At 51.0% G+C, this 16,014-nt stretch carries 21 protein-coding genes; 15 read left to right on the top strand and 6 right to left on the bottom strand.

Annotated elements, in window-relative coordinates:
* Positions 1 to 18: 18 nt before the first annotated feature.
* The 8 genes from cvpA (at position 19) to hisP (ending at position 7,070) form a co-directional block, all read left to right on the top strand.
* Positions 19 to 507: a colicin V production protein gene (cvpA, locus tag ACJ9Y9_RS16545; protein WP_000262116.1), complete on the top strand. Its 489-nt coding sequence runs from the start codon at positions 19 to 21 to the stop codon at positions 505 to 507.
* A 33-nt stretch (positions 508 to 540) separates the two neighbouring features.
* Entirely contained in the window at positions 541 to 2,058 is a 1,518-nt protein-coding gene (gene purF / locus ACJ9Y9_RS16540; RefSeq protein ID WP_028016216.1) for an amidophosphoribosyltransferase, read from the top strand.
* 89 nt (positions 2,059 to 2,147) lie between these two features.
* Complete coding sequence (locus ACJ9Y9_RS16535; protein WP_028016217.1) at positions 2,148 to 2,717, top strand: UbiX family flavin prenyltransferase; 570 nt, start codon at positions 2,148 to 2,150, stop codon at positions 2,715 to 2,717.
* A 291-nt stretch (positions 2,718 to 3,008) separates the two neighbouring features.
* Positions 3,009 to 3,791, top strand: a complete 783-nt coding sequence (argT, locus tag ACJ9Y9_RS16530; protein WP_028016218.1) for a lysine/arginine/ornithine ABC transporter substrate-binding protein ArgT — start codon at positions 3,009 to 3,011, stop codon at positions 3,789 to 3,791.
* 226 nt (positions 3,792 to 4,017) lie between these two features.
* Entirely contained in the window at positions 4,018 to 4,800 is a 783-nt protein-coding gene (gene hisJ / locus ACJ9Y9_RS16525) for a histidine ABC transporter substrate-binding protein HisJ (RefSeq protein ID WP_008502592.1), read from the top strand.
* A gap of 88 nt (positions 4,801 to 4,888) precedes the next feature.
* Positions 4,889 to 5,575: a histidine ABC transporter permease HisQ gene (locus ACJ9Y9_RS16520; protein WP_014832782.1), complete on the top strand. Its 687-nt coding sequence runs from the start codon at positions 4,889 to 4,891 to the stop codon at positions 5,573 to 5,575.
* Positions 5,572 to 6,288 carry an ABC transporter permease gene (locus tag ACJ9Y9_RS16515; protein ID WP_028016219.1) on the top strand — a complete coding sequence of 239 codons (717 nt, stop codon included), beginning with the start codon at positions 5,572 to 5,574 and terminating at the stop codon, positions 6,286 to 6,288. The genes ACJ9Y9_RS16520 and ACJ9Y9_RS16515 overlap by 4 nt, the downstream gene beginning before the upstream one ends.
* A gap of 8 nt (positions 6,289 to 6,296) precedes the next feature.
* Positions 6,297 to 7,070 carry a histidine ABC transporter ATP-binding protein HisP gene (gene hisP, locus ACJ9Y9_RS16510; protein WP_028016220.1) on the top strand — a complete coding sequence of 258 codons (774 nt, stop codon included), beginning with the start codon at positions 6,297 to 6,299 and terminating at the stop codon, positions 7,068 to 7,070.
* 100 nt (positions 7,071 to 7,170) lie between these two features.
* Here hisP and ACJ9Y9_RS16505 read toward each other — a convergent pair whose 3' ends face one another.
* A complete protein-coding gene (locus ACJ9Y9_RS16505) occupies positions 7,171 to 7,680 on the bottom strand; it encodes a GNAT family N-acetyltransferase (protein WP_028016221.1) in 510 nt (169 codons plus the stop codon).
* Between the two features lie 83 nt (positions 7,681 to 7,763).
* Positions 7,764 to 8,024, bottom strand: coding sequence for a helix-turn-helix transcriptional regulator (locus tag ACJ9Y9_RS16500; protein WP_028016222.1), 261 nt, complete (start codon positions 8,022 to 8,024; stop codon positions 7,764 to 7,766).
* Positions 8,025 to 8,146: 122 nt separating this feature from the next.
* Between ACJ9Y9_RS16500 and ACJ9Y9_RS16495 the strand changes: the two genes are divergently transcribed.
* Complete coding sequence (locus tag ACJ9Y9_RS16495) at positions 8,147 to 8,395, top strand: helix-turn-helix transcriptional regulator (protein WP_028016223.1); 249 nt, start codon at positions 8,147 to 8,149, stop codon at positions 8,393 to 8,395.
* Positions 8,396 to 8,404: 9 nt separating this feature from the next.
* Entirely contained in the window at positions 8,405 to 9,934 is a 1,530-nt protein-coding gene (locus tag ACJ9Y9_RS16490; protein WP_395149361.1) for a hypothetical protein, read from the top strand.
* 38 nt (positions 9,935 to 9,972) lie between these two features.
* On the opposite strand, the gene ACJ9Y9_RS16485 is transcribed toward ACJ9Y9_RS16490, so the two are convergent.
* The 3 genes from ACJ9Y9_RS16485 to yfcG all read right to left on the bottom strand — a co-directional run bounded on the left by ACJ9Y9_RS16485 (position 9,973) and on the right by yfcG (position 11,945).
* A complete protein-coding gene (locus ACJ9Y9_RS16485) occupies positions 9,973 to 10,866 on the bottom strand; it encodes a TIGR01777 family oxidoreductase (protein WP_032666670.1) in 894 nt (297 codons plus the stop codon).
* A gap of 13 nt (positions 10,867 to 10,879) precedes the next feature.
* Positions 10,880 to 11,248, bottom strand: a complete 369-nt coding sequence (gene folX, locus ACJ9Y9_RS16480; RefSeq protein WP_028016226.1) for a dihydroneopterin triphosphate 2'-epimerase — start codon at positions 11,246 to 11,248, stop codon at positions 10,880 to 10,882.
* A 67-nt stretch (positions 11,249 to 11,315) separates the two neighbouring features.
* A complete protein-coding gene (gene yfcG, locus ACJ9Y9_RS16475) occupies positions 11,316 to 11,945 on the bottom strand; it encodes a GSH-dependent disulfide bond oxidoreductase (protein WP_028016227.1) in 630 nt (209 codons plus the stop codon).
* 139 nt (positions 11,946 to 12,084) lie between these two features.
* On the opposite strand from yfcG, the gene yfcF reads away from it, so the two are divergent.
* Genes yfcF through yfcD form a run of 3 tightly spaced genes read left to right on the top strand, consistent with a single transcriptional unit; the run spans position 12,085 to position 13,947 of the window.
* On the top strand, positions 12,085 to 12,729 hold the full coding sequence (yfcF, locus tag ACJ9Y9_RS16470; RefSeq protein WP_028016228.1) for a glutathione transferase: 645 nt from the start codon (positions 12,085 to 12,087) through the stop codon (positions 12,727 to 12,729).
* A gap of 56 nt (positions 12,730 to 12,785) precedes the next feature.
* Positions 12,786 to 13,337 (top strand): phosphodiesterase, encoded by a 552-nt coding sequence (gene yfcE, locus ACJ9Y9_RS16465; RefSeq protein WP_028016229.1) that lies wholly within the window; start codon positions 12,786 to 12,788, stop codon positions 13,335 to 13,337.
* Between the two features lie 55 nt (positions 13,338 to 13,392).
* Complete coding sequence (yfcD, locus tag ACJ9Y9_RS16460; protein ID WP_028016230.1) at positions 13,393 to 13,947, top strand: NUDIX hydrolase YfcD; 555 nt, start codon at positions 13,393 to 13,395, stop codon at positions 13,945 to 13,947.
* A 3-nt stretch (positions 13,948 to 13,950) separates the two neighbouring features.
* Here yfcD and ACJ9Y9_RS16455 read toward each other — a convergent pair whose 3' ends face one another.
* Positions 13,951 to 14,970, bottom strand: coding sequence for a LacI family DNA-binding transcriptional regulator (locus ACJ9Y9_RS16455; protein WP_028016231.1), 1,020 nt, complete (start codon positions 14,968 to 14,970; stop codon positions 13,951 to 13,953).
* Between the two features lie 235 nt (positions 14,971 to 15,205).
* Between ACJ9Y9_RS16455 and ACJ9Y9_RS16450 the strand changes: the two genes are divergently transcribed.
* A complete protein-coding gene (locus ACJ9Y9_RS16450; protein WP_028016232.1) occupies positions 15,206 to 15,649 on the top strand; it encodes a PTS sugar transporter subunit IIA in 444 nt (147 codons plus the stop codon).
* Positions 15,650 to 15,729: 80 nt separating this feature from the next.
* On the top strand, positions 15,730 to 16,002 hold the full coding sequence (locus tag ACJ9Y9_RS16445; protein WP_003861447.1) for a PTS sugar transporter subunit IIB: 273 nt from the start codon (positions 15,730 to 15,732) through the stop codon (positions 16,000 to 16,002).
* Positions 16,003 to 16,014 lie beyond the last annotated feature (12 nt).

Here is a 16,014-nt window from a genome sequence, read left to right as displayed (position 1 = left end):
TTAAATCGTGGGACACATATGGTCTGGATTGATTACGCCATCATTGCGGTGATTGGTTTTTCCTGTCTGGTTAGCCTGATCCGTGGCTTTGTTCGTGAAGCGTTATCGCTGGTAACATGGGGTTGTGCTTTCTTTGTTGCCAGTCATTACTACACTTACCTGTCTGTCTGGTTCACGGGCTTTGAAGATGAACTGGTCCGAAATGGAATCGCTATCGCGGTGTTGTTTATCGCGACGCTGATTGTCGGCGCTATCGTGAATTACGTGATAGGTCAGCTGGTCGAGAAAACCGGTCTGTCAGGAACGGACAGGGTGCTCGGGATCTGTTTCGGTGCATTACGAGGCGTACTGATTGTAGCCGCGATCTTGTTCTTCCTGGATACCTTCACCGGGTTCTCCAAAAGTGAAGACTGGCAGAAATCGCAGCTCATTCCAGAGTTCAGCTTCATCATCAGATGGTTCTTTGACTATCTGCAAAGCTCGTCGAGTTTTTTGCCCAGGGCATAAACCCTGAGATGTGGCTTAACGAGGAAAAGACGAATGTGCGGTATTGTCGGTATCGCCGGTTTCATGCCGGTAAACCAGTCGATTTATGACGCGTTAACGGTGCTTCAGCACCGTGGGCAGGATGCTGCGGGTATCATCACCATTGATGCAAACAACTGCTTCCGTTTACGTAAGGCGAATGGCCTGGTAAACGATGTGTTTGAAGCCCGCCATATGCAGCGTCTGCAAGGTAATATGGGGATCGGTCACGTTCGTTATCCTACTGCTGGCAGTTCCAGCGCCTCTGAGGCACAGCCTTTCTACGTCAACTCACCGTATGGCATTACCCTTGCCCATAACGGCAACCTGACCAACGCGCACGAGCTGCGTAAAAAGCTGTTCGAAGAGAAACGTCGCCACATTAACACTACCTCTGATTCTGAAATCCTGCTCAATGTGTTCGCCAGCGAGCTGGATAATTTCCGTCACTATCCGCTGGAAGCAGACAACATTTTTGCTGCTATTGCTGCCACAAACCGCCAGATCCGCGGCGCGTATGCCTGCGTGGCGATGATCATCGGTCATGGCATGGTGGCCTTCCGCGATCCAAACGGCATTCGTCCCCTGGTGCTCGGCAAGCGCGACCTTGGCGATGGTCGTACCGAATATATGGTTGCCTCTGAGAGCGTGGCGCTGGATACCCTGGGCTTCGAATTCCTGCGTGACGTAGCCCCGGGTGAAGCGGTCTACATTACTGAGAAGGGGCAGCTGTTTACCCGCCAGTGTGCAGATAACCCGGTCAGTAATCCGTGCCTGTTCGAATACGTGTACTTCGCGCGTCCGGACTCGTTCATCGACAAGATTTCCGTGTACAGCGCCCGTGTGAACATGGGGACGAAGCTCGGTGAGAAAATTGCCCGCGAGTGGGATGACCTCGACATCGACGTCGTTATTCCTATCCCGGAAACCTCCTGCGATATCGCCCTGGAAATCGCCCGCATTCTGGATAAGCCGTACCGTCAGGGCTTTGTGAAGAACCGCTACGTTGGCCGCACCTTCATCATGCCGGGCCAGCAGTTGCGCCGTAAGTCCGTGCGTCGCAAGCTGAACGCCAACCGCGCGGAATTCCGCGACAAAAACGTTCTGCTGGTGGATGACTCCATCGTCCGTGGCACTACCTCAGAGCAGATTATCGAGATGGCGCGCGAAGCGGGTGCGAAGAAAGTCTACCTGGCTTCCGCAGCGCCGGAAATTCGCTTCCCGAACGTGTATGGTATTGATATGCCAACCGCTAATGAGCTGATTGCCCACGGTCGTGAAGTGGACGAAATTCGCCAGATCATCGGTGCCGACGGCCTGATTTTCCAGGATCTGAACGATCTCATCGACGCGGTGCGTGCCGAGAACCCGGAAATTCAGCAGTTCGAGTGCTCCGTGTTCAACGGTATTTACGTGACCAAAGACGTTGACCAGCAGTACCTCGACTATCTGGATTCGCTGCGCAACGACGATGCGAAAGCCGTTCAGATGCAGAACGATCTTGAAAGCTTAGAGATGCACAACGAAGGTTGATGCTCCGGCAAGTGAGGGTATTCGCCCTCACTTGCAACTCCCCGCAAAATCCTGCACAGTCTGCCCTGAAATCAGTAAGGGCGAAAATCATGAAACGACTCATTGTTGGGCTCAGCGGTGCCAGTGGCGCGATTTACGGCGTACGGCTGTTACAGGTTCTGCGTAACGTAGCGGAAGTCGAAACCCATCTGGTGATGAGTCAGGCGGCGCGGCAGACTCTCTCTCTGGAAACCGATCTTTCCCTGCGTGACGTTCAGGCACTGGCAGATGTCGTTCACGATGCCCGCGATATCGCCGCCAGCATCTCCTCAGGCTCATTTAAAACCGCCGGCATGGTTATCCTGCCCTGTTCTATTAAAACGCTCTCCGGCATTGTGAACAGCTATACCGACACGCTGGTGACGCGCGCGGCAGATGTGGTGTTGAAAGAGCGCCGCCCTCTGGTTCTTTGTGTGCGGGAAACGCCGCTGCATCTGGGCCACCTGCGTTTAATGACGCAGGCCGCCGAGTTGGGGGCGGTGATCATGCCACCGGTGCCGGCGTTTTATCATCGTCCTGCCTCACTGGATGATGTGATTAACCAGACCGTTAACCGTGTACTGGATCAGTTTGATATCGACCTGCCTGAAGACCTCTTCACCCGCTGGCAAGGGGCCTGATTCTGTGCACAAACAGAGTGCATGAAAAGAGTCGTTGCCCTGTTTCAGGGCAATTATGCAACGGCGATCATATCCTCGACATTTAATTCGTTTTTTCCCTTTTTCTCTCTCCGGTTCGTTCGGCAGACCTGCTATCTTTCACCATTAAGGCAATATCGCAACGTTTTATTAACATATTTAACGTCGAAGTTTTGACCAGACGGCAATGTGGCATAAGACCTGCAAGATGAAGCCTGCAACACAACACACAACACAATACATAATAAAATCACGGTACTTGAGGGTAAATGTATGAAGAAGACGGTTCTGGCTCTGTCTTTGCTCGTGGGGTTAAGTGCGGCAGCAGGTAGCTACGCAGCGCTTCCACAGACAGTTCGTATCGGTACAGACGCAACCTACGCGCCATTCTCTTCCAAAGATGCGAAAGGCGATTTCGTGGGGTTTGATATCGATCTGGGAAATGAGATGTGCAAACGCATTGCGGTGAAATGCACATGGGTGGGCAGCGACTTTGACGCGTTAATCCCGTCGCTGAAAGCCAAGAAAATCGACGCCATTATCTCTTCTCTCTCCATCACCGAAAAACGTCAGCAGGAGATTGCCTTCTCTGACAAGCTCTACGCTGCGGATTCTCGCCTGATTGCGCAGAAAGGTTCCCCTATCAAGCCAACCATTGACTCGCTGAAAGGCAAGCATGTCGGTGTGCTTCAGGGGTCAACTCAGGAAGGTTACGCCAATGCAAACTGGCGTGAGAAGGGCGTAGACGTCGTCGCGTACCAGAACCAGGATTTGATTTACTCTGACCTGGCAGCAGGTCGTCTGGATGCGGCATTCCAGGATGAAGTGGCCGCAAGCGAAGGCTTCCTGAAGCAACCTGCGGGTAAAGACTACGCGTTTGCAGGCCCGTCAGTGAAGGACAAAAAGTACTTTGGTGACGGTACCGGTATTGGCCTGCGTAAGGATGATACCGAGCTGAAAGCCGCCTTTGACAAAGCGTTCGCAGAGCTGCGTAAAGACGGTACTTACGACAAACTGGCGAAGAAATACTTCGACTTCAACGTATACGGTGAATAACACCAGGCGGCAACGCACCGGAAAGGTGCGTTACGGGAGAGGTTGACCCAATGCAGTGCATTTGTTGCACTGTATTGGATCGCTTTGTGCATACTTACGCATTTATAATGCAAAAAATCCCAGCTGAAGGGCATTAATCTTTGCCTGTAGGAGGGGATTGATGGCACATTAGCACCACCCCGTCGTCGTAAAAATCCCGTATGAAGACAGTTTGTTGAGGACAGATATGAAAAAACTCGTGTTATCACTATCTCTGGTACTGGCTTTTTCCAGCGCCACCGCGGCATTCGCAGCCATTCCGCAGAAAATTCGTATTGGTACCGATCCTACCTATGCGCCATTCGAGTCAAAGAATTCTAAGGGTGAACTGGTTGGTTTTGACATCGATCTGGCCAATGAGCTGTGCAAACGCATCAAAGCACAATGTACCTACGTTGAAAACCCACTGGACGCGTTGATCCCTTCTCTGAAAGCCAAAAAAATCGACGTGATTATGTCCTCACTCTCTATCACCGAAAAACGCCAGCAGGAGATTGCCTTCACGGACAAACTCTACGCGGCTGATTCCCGTCTGGTGGTGGCGAAATCGTCTGACATTCAACCAACGCTGGAGTCGCTGAAAGGCAAACGCGTCGGCGTGCTGCAGGGCACCACGCAGGAAACCTACGGTAACGAACACTGGGCACCGAAAGGGATTGAAATTGTCTCCTATCAGGGCCAGGAAAATATCTATGCTGACCTGACGGCAGGCCGTATTGATGCGGCATTCCAGGATGAAGTCGCGGCGAGCGAAGGCTTCCTGAAGACGCCGGTGGGTAAAGATTACAAGTTTGGCGGTCCGTCCATTAAGGATGTGAAGTTGTTTGGCGTAGGCACCGGTATGGGCCTGCGTAAAGAAGACAACGAATTACGTGAAGCGCTGAACAAAGCGTTTGCCGAAATGCGCGCTGACGGCACGTACGACAAACTGGCGAAAAAATACTTTGATTTTAATGTTTACGGCGGCTAATCGCCCCGTCAAATAACGTGCGGCCCCTCCCGCAGTGGGAGGGGAAAAGACACGGTTCCACCACTCACGATACGACAGGGCTCGCGGTATGCTGTACGGATTTTCTGGCGTTATTTTACAGGGCGCGCTTGTCACCCTTGAGCTGGCGATCAGCTCCGTGGTGCTGGCGGTGCTGATAGGTCTGGCGGGTGCCGGTGCGAAGCTTTCAGCTAACAAACCACTGGCGTTGATTTTTGAAGGCTATACCACGCTCATTCGCGGTGTTCCCGATCTGGTGCTGATGCTGCTTATCTTCTACGGTCTACAGATTGCGCTGAACAGCGTGACGGACGCGATGGGCATGGGACAAATTGATATTGACCCGATGGTGGCTGGTATTATCACCCTCGGTTTTATCTACGGAGCCTACTTCACTGAAACTTTCCGCGGTGCTTACATGGCCGTGCCGAAAGGTCACATTGAGGCGGCAACCGCATTTGGTTTTACCTCCTCACAAACGTTTCGCCGAATCATGTTCCCGGCCATGATGCGCTACGCGCTTCCGGGTATCGGTAACAACTGGCAGGTTATCCTCAAAGCGACGGCGCTGGTCTCGCTGCTCGGTCTGGAAGACGTCGTTAAAGCGACTCAGCTGGCGGGCAAGAGCACCTGGGAGCCGTTCTACTTTGCGGTGGTCTGTGGCGTGATTTATCTGGTCTTTACGACCGTCTCCAATGGTGTGCTGCTTCTGCTCGAGCGTCGCTACTCCGTGGGTGTGAAGAGGGCTGACCTGTGATTGAGATTATTCAGGAATACTGGAAATCGCTGCTGTGGACAGATGGCTATCGTTTTACCGGCGTGGCGATTACGCTCTGGCTGCTGATCTCTTCCGTGGTGATGGGCGGCATTCTGGCGGTGTTTCTTGCCATTGGCCGCGTGTCGAACAATAAATATATCCAGTTCCCGATCTGGCTGTTTACCTATGTATTTCGCGGCACACCGCTGTACGTGCAGCTGCTGGTGTTCTATTCGGGGATGTATACGCTTGAGATCGTAAAAGGCACTGAGATGCTGAATGCGTTCTTCCGCAGTGGCCTGAACTGTACGGTGCTGGCGTTGACGCTCAATACCTGCGCCTATACCACCGAGATTTTCGCGGGGGCAATTCGTTCCGTGCCTTACGGTGAAATCGAGGCGGCGCGCGCGTATGGTTTCTCATCAGTGAAACTTTACCGTTGCATTATTCTGCCGTCAGCGCTGCGTATCGCGCTACCGGCGTACAGTAACGAAGTGATTTTGATGCTGCACTCCACCGCGCTCGCCTTTACCGCGACGGTGCCGGATCTGCTTAAAATTGCGCGCGATATTAACTCCGCGACCTATCAGCCGTTTACCGCGTTTGGCATTGCGGCGGTGCTCTATTTAATTATCTCTTATGTTCTGATTAGCCTGTTCCGTAAGGCTGAAAAACGCTGGTTGCAGCATATAAAACCTTCTTCGACGCACTGAGAAAGATGATGGCTGAGAACAAATTAAACGTTATTGATTTGCACAAACGCTACGGCGAACATGAAGTGCTGAAAGGGGTGTCGCTGCAGGCGAATGCGGGCGACGTGATCAGTATTATCGGCTCATCCGGCTCGGGAAAAAGTACCTTCCTGCGCTGCATTAACTTCCTCGAAAAACCGAGTGAAGGCTCGATTGTGGTGAGCGGACAGAATATTAACCTGGTCCGTGATAAAGACGGCCAGCTTAAGGTTGCAGATAAGAATCAGTTGCGACTGCTGCGTACGCGGCTAACGATGGTGTTCCAGCACTTCAACCTCTGGAGCCATATGACGGTGCTGGAGAACGTGATGGAAGCACCGGTTCAGGTGCTGGGCCTGAGCAAGCAGGAAGCCCGCGAGCGCGCGGTGAAATACCTGGCGAAAGTGGGTATCGACGAGCGCCAGCAGATGAAATACCCGGTGCATCTCTCCGGTGGTCAGCAGCAGCGTGTGTCCATCGCCCGCGCGCTGGCGATGGAACCCGAGGTGCTGTTGTTCGACGAACCGACCTCCGCGCTCGATCCAGAACTCGTCGGTGAAGTGCTGCGCATTATGCAGAAGCTGGCCGAAGAGGGGAAAACGATGGTGGTGGTCACCCATGAGATGGGCTTCGCCCGTAACGTCTCGAATCACGTTATCTTCCTGCATCAGGGGAAAATAGAAGAGCAGGGGCATCCGGATGAGGTGCTGGCAAACCCGCAAAGCCCGCGTTTACAGCAGTTCCTCAAAGGATCTCTGAAGTAAAGAGGGCATCAGCCCGCAGTGCAGCCCAATCGCCCGGTGGCGCTTCGCTTACCGGGCCTACAAAAACCGTAGGCCGGGCAAACGCAGTGCCGCCCGGCATTCAGGCCGCACCGCACTCCAGCCGATACACCCAGTCGTCATAGCGCACGCCGTCAATTTCATACGCCTTTTCCAGCATCTGCGTACGCACAAACCCTGCTTTCTCCAGCACCCGCACCGAACCGCCGTTGTCCGCCAGCACATATGCGTTAATCGCTTTTACGCTGGTCTGGTTGAACGCATAGTCACACACCGCGCGCAGCGCCTCGCTGGCAATCCCTTTTCCCTGCGCGGCAGGCACAACCGTATAGCCGATATCGGCCTCTTCACGATTCTCAGGGCTGATTTGCAGGCCAATATCGCCCAGCGGCGTACCGTCCTCCAGAGAGCGGATCACGAAGACATGCTCCGCCATCAGGCGTGCGGCAAACACGCGTCGGGTCTCTTTTTCCGGCGCGATGGCGGCCATATAGCGCATGATGCGGCGATCTTCTCGCAGCGAGCGGAAGAAGGCCCAGTCAGTGGGTTCGAAAGGAGTGAGGTGAAGCCGGGGTGTGGTGATGGTTGCCATTGTTACGCCATTCCGATGAATTTGGCTAATAACCTTAACACCGGAATGGAACTGGCGAACAGAAAGGATTCTGGTGATATGGGTTAGCGTTTGGTTCTCATTAACTTTGAACGATCGACATAGTTGCCATATTGATCGTAATAACGACTGGGCCAGATCGATGCCGCATCTCTTTCTAGCGCTTCTGCGATGATCTTTTCTCCCTTAGGCCACGGCCTGGAGAGCGCATTTGCAAGCGTTGAAGAACTTAAACCCGCCTGGCGAGAAAGAGCGGCCAAGGAGAGCTTACGCTTGTGGAGCATGGCGATGATATCTGCTGGGTGCATGTCCTGATTTCTATTCATACATTTTCCTTTATATATGATTTTGTTCAAATTGCAGATACAAATACTAAGTAATACTTAGTACAATTTCAATAACGGGATACCAGAATCATGACTCTACTTCCAGATTTTGAAGAGTCATCATGCTTCCCCATCGACTTAAAGCGGCGCGACTGAAAGCCGGACTATCACAGCAAAAACTTGGGATCCTTGCGGGGATTGATGAAGCGACGGCTAGCGCACGTATGAACCAGTATGAGAAGGGGATCCACACGCCTGACTTTGCGCTGGCATGCAAGTTGGCGGAGGTACTGAATATCCCAGCTTGTTATTTTTATACGGTTGAGGATGATTTGGCTGAACATATATTTAATTATTATAAATATAATTAGGTGCTTCTAATGGAAAAAAGAAGAGACGACTTTCTGAAACCTGTAATCAGGCTTTTAAAAGAGCGCTCCGGTTATAAATGCTCAAATCCGCAATGTCGTGTTGTGACTAATGGTGCTGGATTAAATACAGGAGTTGCTGCTCATATTCGTGCTGCTGCTCCACTAGGGCCAAGATATGATGCGACTATGACTCCTGAAGAAAGAAGATCATATCAGAACGGGATATGGTTATGTCAAACATGCTCAAAAATGATTGATAATGACGTGATCTTTTACACTATCAACCTTTTGAGCGAATGGAAACGTTTGTCTGAAGAGGATGCAAGGAACGCTGTTGGTAAAAAAGTGCTCAGTGAGCAATGTGCAAGTGATATGCTGGCAATGGCGTTGAATGGCTATCCTAAAAGTTATATTTCTCAGACAATTAAAAATGCTCATAATGCTTCTGAAAAAGCTTTAGAAGCACTCGATCCAAGATTTAATGTAACGTCAAGTTTTGAGGATGGGTTAACAAAATTTTCTATATACGCCAAAGAAAATGTATCTTTAAAAGTAACAGTTAAAAACTTCAAAAATTACAAAAGGAAATACCAAGAGCTTTTAAGCAAGGGAGCTTCATTTTCAATCGATATGAGCGATGTCAGTACCTCAGGCTCATCTTTGATTGAAACGATAACAAAAGATAGTAATGGGGTGCTAACTATATCGAGTCAAGATATTGATGTTGTGATGAAAATATCCTTGACTGACAGCATTAGCCTAGTTAGTGAAGCTTTAGTCGAAGTACATGGGAAACTATTCCATGGATTAAAGGCATTCACTTTTTCTGGTGAATGTTTCTCAAATTTGTTACATATTAAAGCGATATTTCCTTTTAAAGGCAACAAAACAAAATTTAATATGCATGTCGACCTTGAGAAATGGTCTAGGTTAAATATTCTTAATCTTCCTTTCTTTAATAAAATTAAATCCATATATGATAGGATTTGTGAGGGTTGGAATATTGAATTTAGTCTGGAGTTCAATGGTGACGAATTTATCTCTGGTGTATGTAATAATAAAGTTAATAATGAATATTATAAAAAGGTAACTACTCTTTTGAGTTATACTGACAGAGCTAGGACTCTTTCTAATTTGTTAAATGTCTCTCTTGAGTTTTCTCCTCAAATAACATTTACTTCTGATGAGCATAGGCAACTACGGAAAGCTATCTCTCGGCTCAGAGAGGATATTACACTTGATACTACAGGGTTTAATTCTCTACCAAAATTTACACTAATTGCATGTGAGGAAAATGTAAATATGTTTAAGGATAAGATGAGTGAAACTAGTCATTTTGCGATGGAATCTGTTGAATCTGAGAAAATTTCCGTGTTTAGTCGTGAAATCGAATTATATCGTGTTAGACAGGAATATTTAAACGTAAGTTATATCTTTAATAAAGATATCAATAATATAAAATATGGGGACGAAGTAGAAGTCCAGTTAGTAGCCTGTGAAAACTTCTCATACATAGAAAAATATATATTACCAGAATGATATCCTTGCGTTTGTGTTAGTGAACAAACGCATGATTTTTAACGCACCACATCCCCCAGCGCCTCTTCTAATTCATACCAGCGGAACGCAAATCCGGCCGCTTCCAGCCGTTTTGGCAGCGCCCGTTGCCCACCTAATGCCAGCACCGATGCTTCACCCATTATCAGGCGAATCACCGTGGCAGGTACGCGTAATATCGCCGGGCGATGCAGGGCGTGCCCCAGCGCATGAGCAAACTGCTCATTACGCACCGGATACGGCGCAACCATGTTAAACGGCCCGCGCAGATCGTTATCCAGCAGCCAGAGAATGCCGTTCACCATATCGTCAATGTGGATCCACGCCATATACTGGCGGCCATTACCTATGGGGCCGCCGAGCCCGAGCCTGAAAGGGGGAAGCATCTTCGCCAGAATGCCGCCTTTCGGCGCAAGCACTACGCCTGTACGCAACAGGCAGACGCGGGTGCGATCGCTCTGCGCGGCACAGGCAATGCGTTCCCACTGGGCGCAGAGTTTGTGGGTAAACTCGTTATGGGGGGGCTCTTCCTCGGTCACTACCACTTCGCCGAGATCGCCGTAATAGCCCACTGCTGAGCCTGAAATCAACACCGAAGGCGGCGTGTGGCTATTGCGAATAAGCTCGACAAGCTTTTCGGTAATGTTCCACCGACTGCTGCAGAGCAACTGTTTTTGCTCTTCCGTCCAGCGTTTATCGGCGATGGGTTCGCCTGCCAGGTTGATGACGGCGTCAAAGCCGTCCAGATTTTGCTGCTCGGCCAGGTTTTTCCAGATATCGATACCTGTCCCTAGCACCTGGCGTGCTTTCTCCGGGCTGCGCGTCACAACGGTAATGTCGTGATGCAGCGCCTGCAGGCGCGCAACGAGATGACGACCAATCAGTCCTGTACCGCCGGTCAGCAAAATCTTCATACAACCTCCAGGTTTACGCCTGGTGTTGCCAGCTTAACGTCATGGAGACGGAATCGGCATAACGCAGGGCGTGAAGTTTATCGATCTCTACTTCAGCATAAGTGACCCAGTGATGTTCGCGTGCGATGTCGAGCACATCCTGAGTTAATTTTTCCAGCAGAGAGAAGCGGTTATTTTCCACGTACTGGATGATGTTTTTGGTGATGGTGCGGTAGTTCAGCGCATCATTGATGTCTTCACTCGCCCGCGCTTTATCTGCCGGGTAGTGAATCACCACGTTAATGACAATATCCTGACGGTTGGCGATCTCTTCCTCTTTGATACCGATGAAGGTACGCAGGCGTAAATTTTTTATACGAATAATAGCGTCTGGCTGTGACATTGCAGGTCTTCTCCGTGTCAGTATTTCCTGCTCATAATACATGAGAGGCACCCAGCCTCATACAGGGTTAAATTTGCTGGATTTTTTGCATCGCGCGTTCGGTGGCCGGGCGGGTCCGAATACGCTCAAACCAGTTGTTCACCGCCGGGTAAGAGGCCAGGTCAATTCGGTGCTTTTCGAAGGTATTCACCCATGGCCAGCAGGCGATATCAGCAATACTGTAATGATCGCCCCCGAGCCACGGCGTTTTCTCGAGGCGACGATTCAGGACGCCATAGAGCCGTTGAGTTTCTACCTGGTAACGTTCTATCGCATAGGGAATGGGCTGCGGGGCGTAAGCGGTAAAATGGTGATTTTGCCCCAGCATGGGACCCAGCCCACTCACCTGCCAGAACAGCCATTGCAAAGTATGGTGCCGTTCACGCAATTCACCGCTCAACAGTTTGCCGGTTTTTTCCGCCAGGTAGAGCAAAATTTCGCCGGATTCAAACAGGCTCAATGGTCTGCCCCCATCCACTGGCTGGTTATCTATGATGGCTGGGATTTTATTGTTTGGTGAGATAGCCAGAAAGAGAGGGCTAAATTGATCGCCTTTGCTGATATCCACGCGAATGATCCGGTAATCCAGTTCGGCCTCTTCAAGAAAGAGGGTGATCTTTTGGCCGTTTGGGGTAGGGGCATAATAAAGGTCGATCATTTTCAACTCTTCTCCATGTGAAGAATGGCGTCATGAAAATGAGTATAGGTGGTTGTTGTAAATCGTGAGTTTTCATCAAGTGACAGCAAGGCAAAGAGATTATATGTTGAGTAAAAACCGATCAGCCGATGAGGATGTTATGAACCAGCCTGTAATCACATTGTGGTCCGATGCGAATTTCTTTTCTCCCTATGTAATGAGCGTATACGTTGCGCTGGCTGAAAAGGGGCTCACTTTTACGCTGAAGACCGTTGATCTTGATGGTGGTGAACATCTCAAGCCGCAGTGGCAGGGCTACGACCTGACCCGACGTGTACCGGTGCTGGAAATAGATGGATTTGCGCTGAGCGAATCGTCAGCGATTGATGAATATCTGGAAGATCGCTTCGCGCCACCAGAATGGGAACGTATCTACCCTCACGATCTGCAAAAGCGTGCCCGGGCGCGGCAGATTCAGGCGTGGCTGCGTAGCGATCTGGTACCGATTCGCGTGGAACGCTCGACGGACGTTGTGTTTGCCGGGGTGAAAAAACCAGCCCTGAGCGCAGAAGGCACAGAAAGCGCGCAAAAACTGATTGAAACCGCCACCTCACTGCTTGCGCATGGCAACCCGAACCTGTTCGGCGAGTGGTGCATTGCCGACGCCGATCTGGCGTTGATGTTAAACCGCTTAATCCTCAACGGTGATGAAGTGCCGCAACTGCTGGTGGATTATGCTGCGTTTCAATGGCAGCGAGCCTCTGTGCAGCGCTATGTGGCACTCTCCGCTAAGCGTGCGGGCTGATAACCCCTGGCGCTTCAGGTATGATAAGGGCAGTTTGTTTTCCCGAGGAGTGACTGATGAAACTAATGTTTGCGTCGGATATCCATGGATCGCTGCCCGCTACCGAGCGAGTTCTTTCCCTGTTTGCGCAAAGCGGTGCGCAGTGGCTGATCATTCTGGGCGATGTGCTCAATCACGGACCGCGTAATGCGCTACCGGAAGGCTATGCCCCGGCGCAAGTGGCGGAAAAGCTCAACCAGCATGCCTCGCGCATCATCGCCGTTCGCGGTAACTGCGACAGCGAAGTCGATCAGATGCTGTTGCATTTTCCTCTTACCGCGCCGTGGCAACAGGTACTGCTGGAAAAAAGTCGCCTGTTTCTGACGCATGGACATCTTTTTAGCCCGGATAATCTCCCGACGCTGGCGGCTGGCGATGTCCTGGTTTACGGTCATACTCATATTCCGGTTGCTGAAAAGCGCGGTGAGATTTATCACTTTAACCCGGGGTCGGTCAGCATACCCAAAGGCGGATACCCTGCGAGCTATGGCATGCTCGATGGAAATACGTTAAGCGTTATCGCACTTAATGATCAGCAAGTTATTGCGCAGGTAGCGATTAATCCGTAAGTTACACCTCAACTGCAAACGCGCCGAAAGAGCGCTTAGACGAGAAGGTTTCCCGATGGTGGAGCAGAATCATTTGGCAAGTACAGAGTGGGTTGACATTGTCAGCGAAGAGAATGAAGTGATCGCGCAGGCCAGCCGCGAACAAATGCGTGCGGAACGTCTGCGTCATCGTGCGACATATATCGTTGTTCATGACGGTATGGGTAAAATTCTGGTTCAGCGCCGCACGGACACCAAAGATTTTCTCCCGGGTATGCTGGATGCCACTGCTGGTGGTGTGGTCCAGGCTGATGAAGTGCTGCTGGATTCCGCGCGTCGTGAAGCGGAAGAAGAGTTAGGTATTGCGGGCGTACCGTTTGCCGAACATGGGCAGTTCTATTTTGAGGATGAAAACTGCCGCGTCTGGGGTGGGTTGTTTAGCTGCGTCTCTCACGGGCCGTTTGCCCTGCAGGAAGAAGAAGTCAGCGAAGTGAACTGGATGACGCCGGAAGAAATTACCGCGCGTTGCGACGAGTTCACTCCAGATTCATTAAAAGCGCTGGCACTGTGGATGAGCCGTAACGCGAATAACGAGTCGACCAAATCAGAGAAAGAGGAAGAGGCTGAGTAAGCCTTAGCAACTCTCTCGCAGACACAGACTGGACGCGATGGGCTTTTGATCGCGCCAGTCTCCGTCATTCAGACGTTCCAGAAGTGCTTTCCCGGCTTCAATCCCAATCTTACGATGCGGCACTGCCATCGTCGTCAGCGGCGGCTGACAGACGCGGCTCACATCGCTGTCGCCAAAGCCTACCACCGCCAGATCGTCTGGTACCTTGATTCGCCTGCGCTGACATTCATACAGCGCGCCACAGGCCAGTTCGTCTGAGACGCACACCAGCGCATCCAGTTCAGGCCATGCCAGCAGGAATTCCGGCAGTTGCGCGGCGCCGGTCGAGAAAACTGGCGGCATGGCAGCGTTAATGACCCGGTTCGGTGACATATGGTGGCGAAGCATCGCTTTGTACCAGCCCTGTAAATGCTGCTGGAAAATCCACTGTTCCTGGTTGGCGCACAGCAGACCAATATTTTGATAGCCGCGCTTAATGACCATTTCCGTCAGTTCGTACATGGCCGCTACGTTATCAATCCCGATATTCATATCAATCGGATCGGCACGCATGGCCCCCATTTCCATTACCGGAATGGAGGCATTTTTCAGCCAGTGGCGAACAGTGTCAGTGTGTTCAACACTGAGCAAAATGGCGGCGGCAATATTCGACGCCAGCAGTGTCTCCAGCAGCTTCTCTTCCTGTTCAAGACGATGCTGGGATTCTGCCAGCATGATCTGATAGCCGGCAGGCTGCAGCACCTGCTGTAGCCCGGCGAACATCTCTGAACAGCCGGCCTCGGAGAGATTAGGAACGACCATCGCAATCGTCCATGACGAGGCTGAGGCCAGTGCACTGGCCGCAAGATTGGGCATATAACCTAACTCTTGCACCGCGGCTTCAATTTTTTCTCGCAGTTTATCGGAAACCTGTTCGGGCGTGCGGAGTGCACGGGACACGGTCATCGTGCCCACACCGGCAAGCTGTGCGACATCGGCGAGTGTCACTTTACCGGTACTGCGCCGTTTTCGGGTTAGAGACATACACCTTCCTGCTGACCAGACGCGTTCTTATTTTCCTTCGTTTCACGTGACAGGCAGTATACGCCCTAAATCCCTTTTTTTGCTGTGATTTCACTCCATGATTGCAATTTGATAGCGCTATCACATTTCTGAATGTTAGCGGTTGGTAGCGCTATCTTTGTGATCTTGATCGCAGCCAAGTATTGATGTGTTGAATAAAGTTTGCTCATCTTTTGCAGTGTGACGGGAGTGAAAAGTGCTGAATAAATGGATATATGATACAACCATCACGCTTCAGGAAAGCGTTGAAAGCTGGCCACAGGCGCTGGAGATATGTGCAAAACCGTTGCTGGATATGCAGGTGATCGCGCCGGAATACGTCACGGCGATCGTTGAACAACATCGTACATTAGGACCTTACTATGTGCTGGCACCAGGGCTGGCGATGCCGCATGCGCGGCCGGAGGAAGGAGCCAAAGGACTGGGGTTGTCTTTATTAAAACTAAAACAGGGCGTCTCTTTTGGTGCCGGTGAGTTTGACCCTGTCGATGTCATTATTATGCTCGCGGCGCCGGACAAACATAGCCATATCGAGATGATTTCTGCACTGGCTGAGCTATTTTCCAGCGATGAAGATATGGCTGAATTGCATCAGGCGAATACCCTGGAGGAAATTAAAACGATTATTGACCGCTTCTGATTTAATTCTTTAATCCGATTTTTCACAACATTACGCGCCGGCGTGATGGGGCGTGCTCTACTCAAAAAAAGGGGACAACAATGAAAATCATGGCTATTTGCGGTTCTGGCCTGGGCAGTAGTTTTATGGTCGAAATGAATATCAAAAAGGTGCTCAAAAAGCTGGAGATTGAGGCCGAGGTTGAACACTCCGATCTCTCCTCGGCCACACCGGGCGCGGCCGACCTGTTCGTGATGGCAAAAGACATTGCGGCCAGCGCCAGCGTGCCGGAAAGCCAGCTGGTGGTGATCAACAACATCATCGACATCAACGAACTTGAAGCGCAACTGCGTGCCTGGTTCGAAAGACAATAACCCTGATAAGGC

The sequence above is a fragment of the Enterobacter sp. CPE_E1241 genome (genome assembly GCF_045618265.1).
Classification (GTDB): Bacteria; Pseudomonadota; Gammaproteobacteria; order Enterobacterales; family Enterobacteriaceae; genus Enterobacter; species Enterobacter adelaidei.
This window is presented reverse-complemented; position numbering and strand designations above follow the sequence as displayed.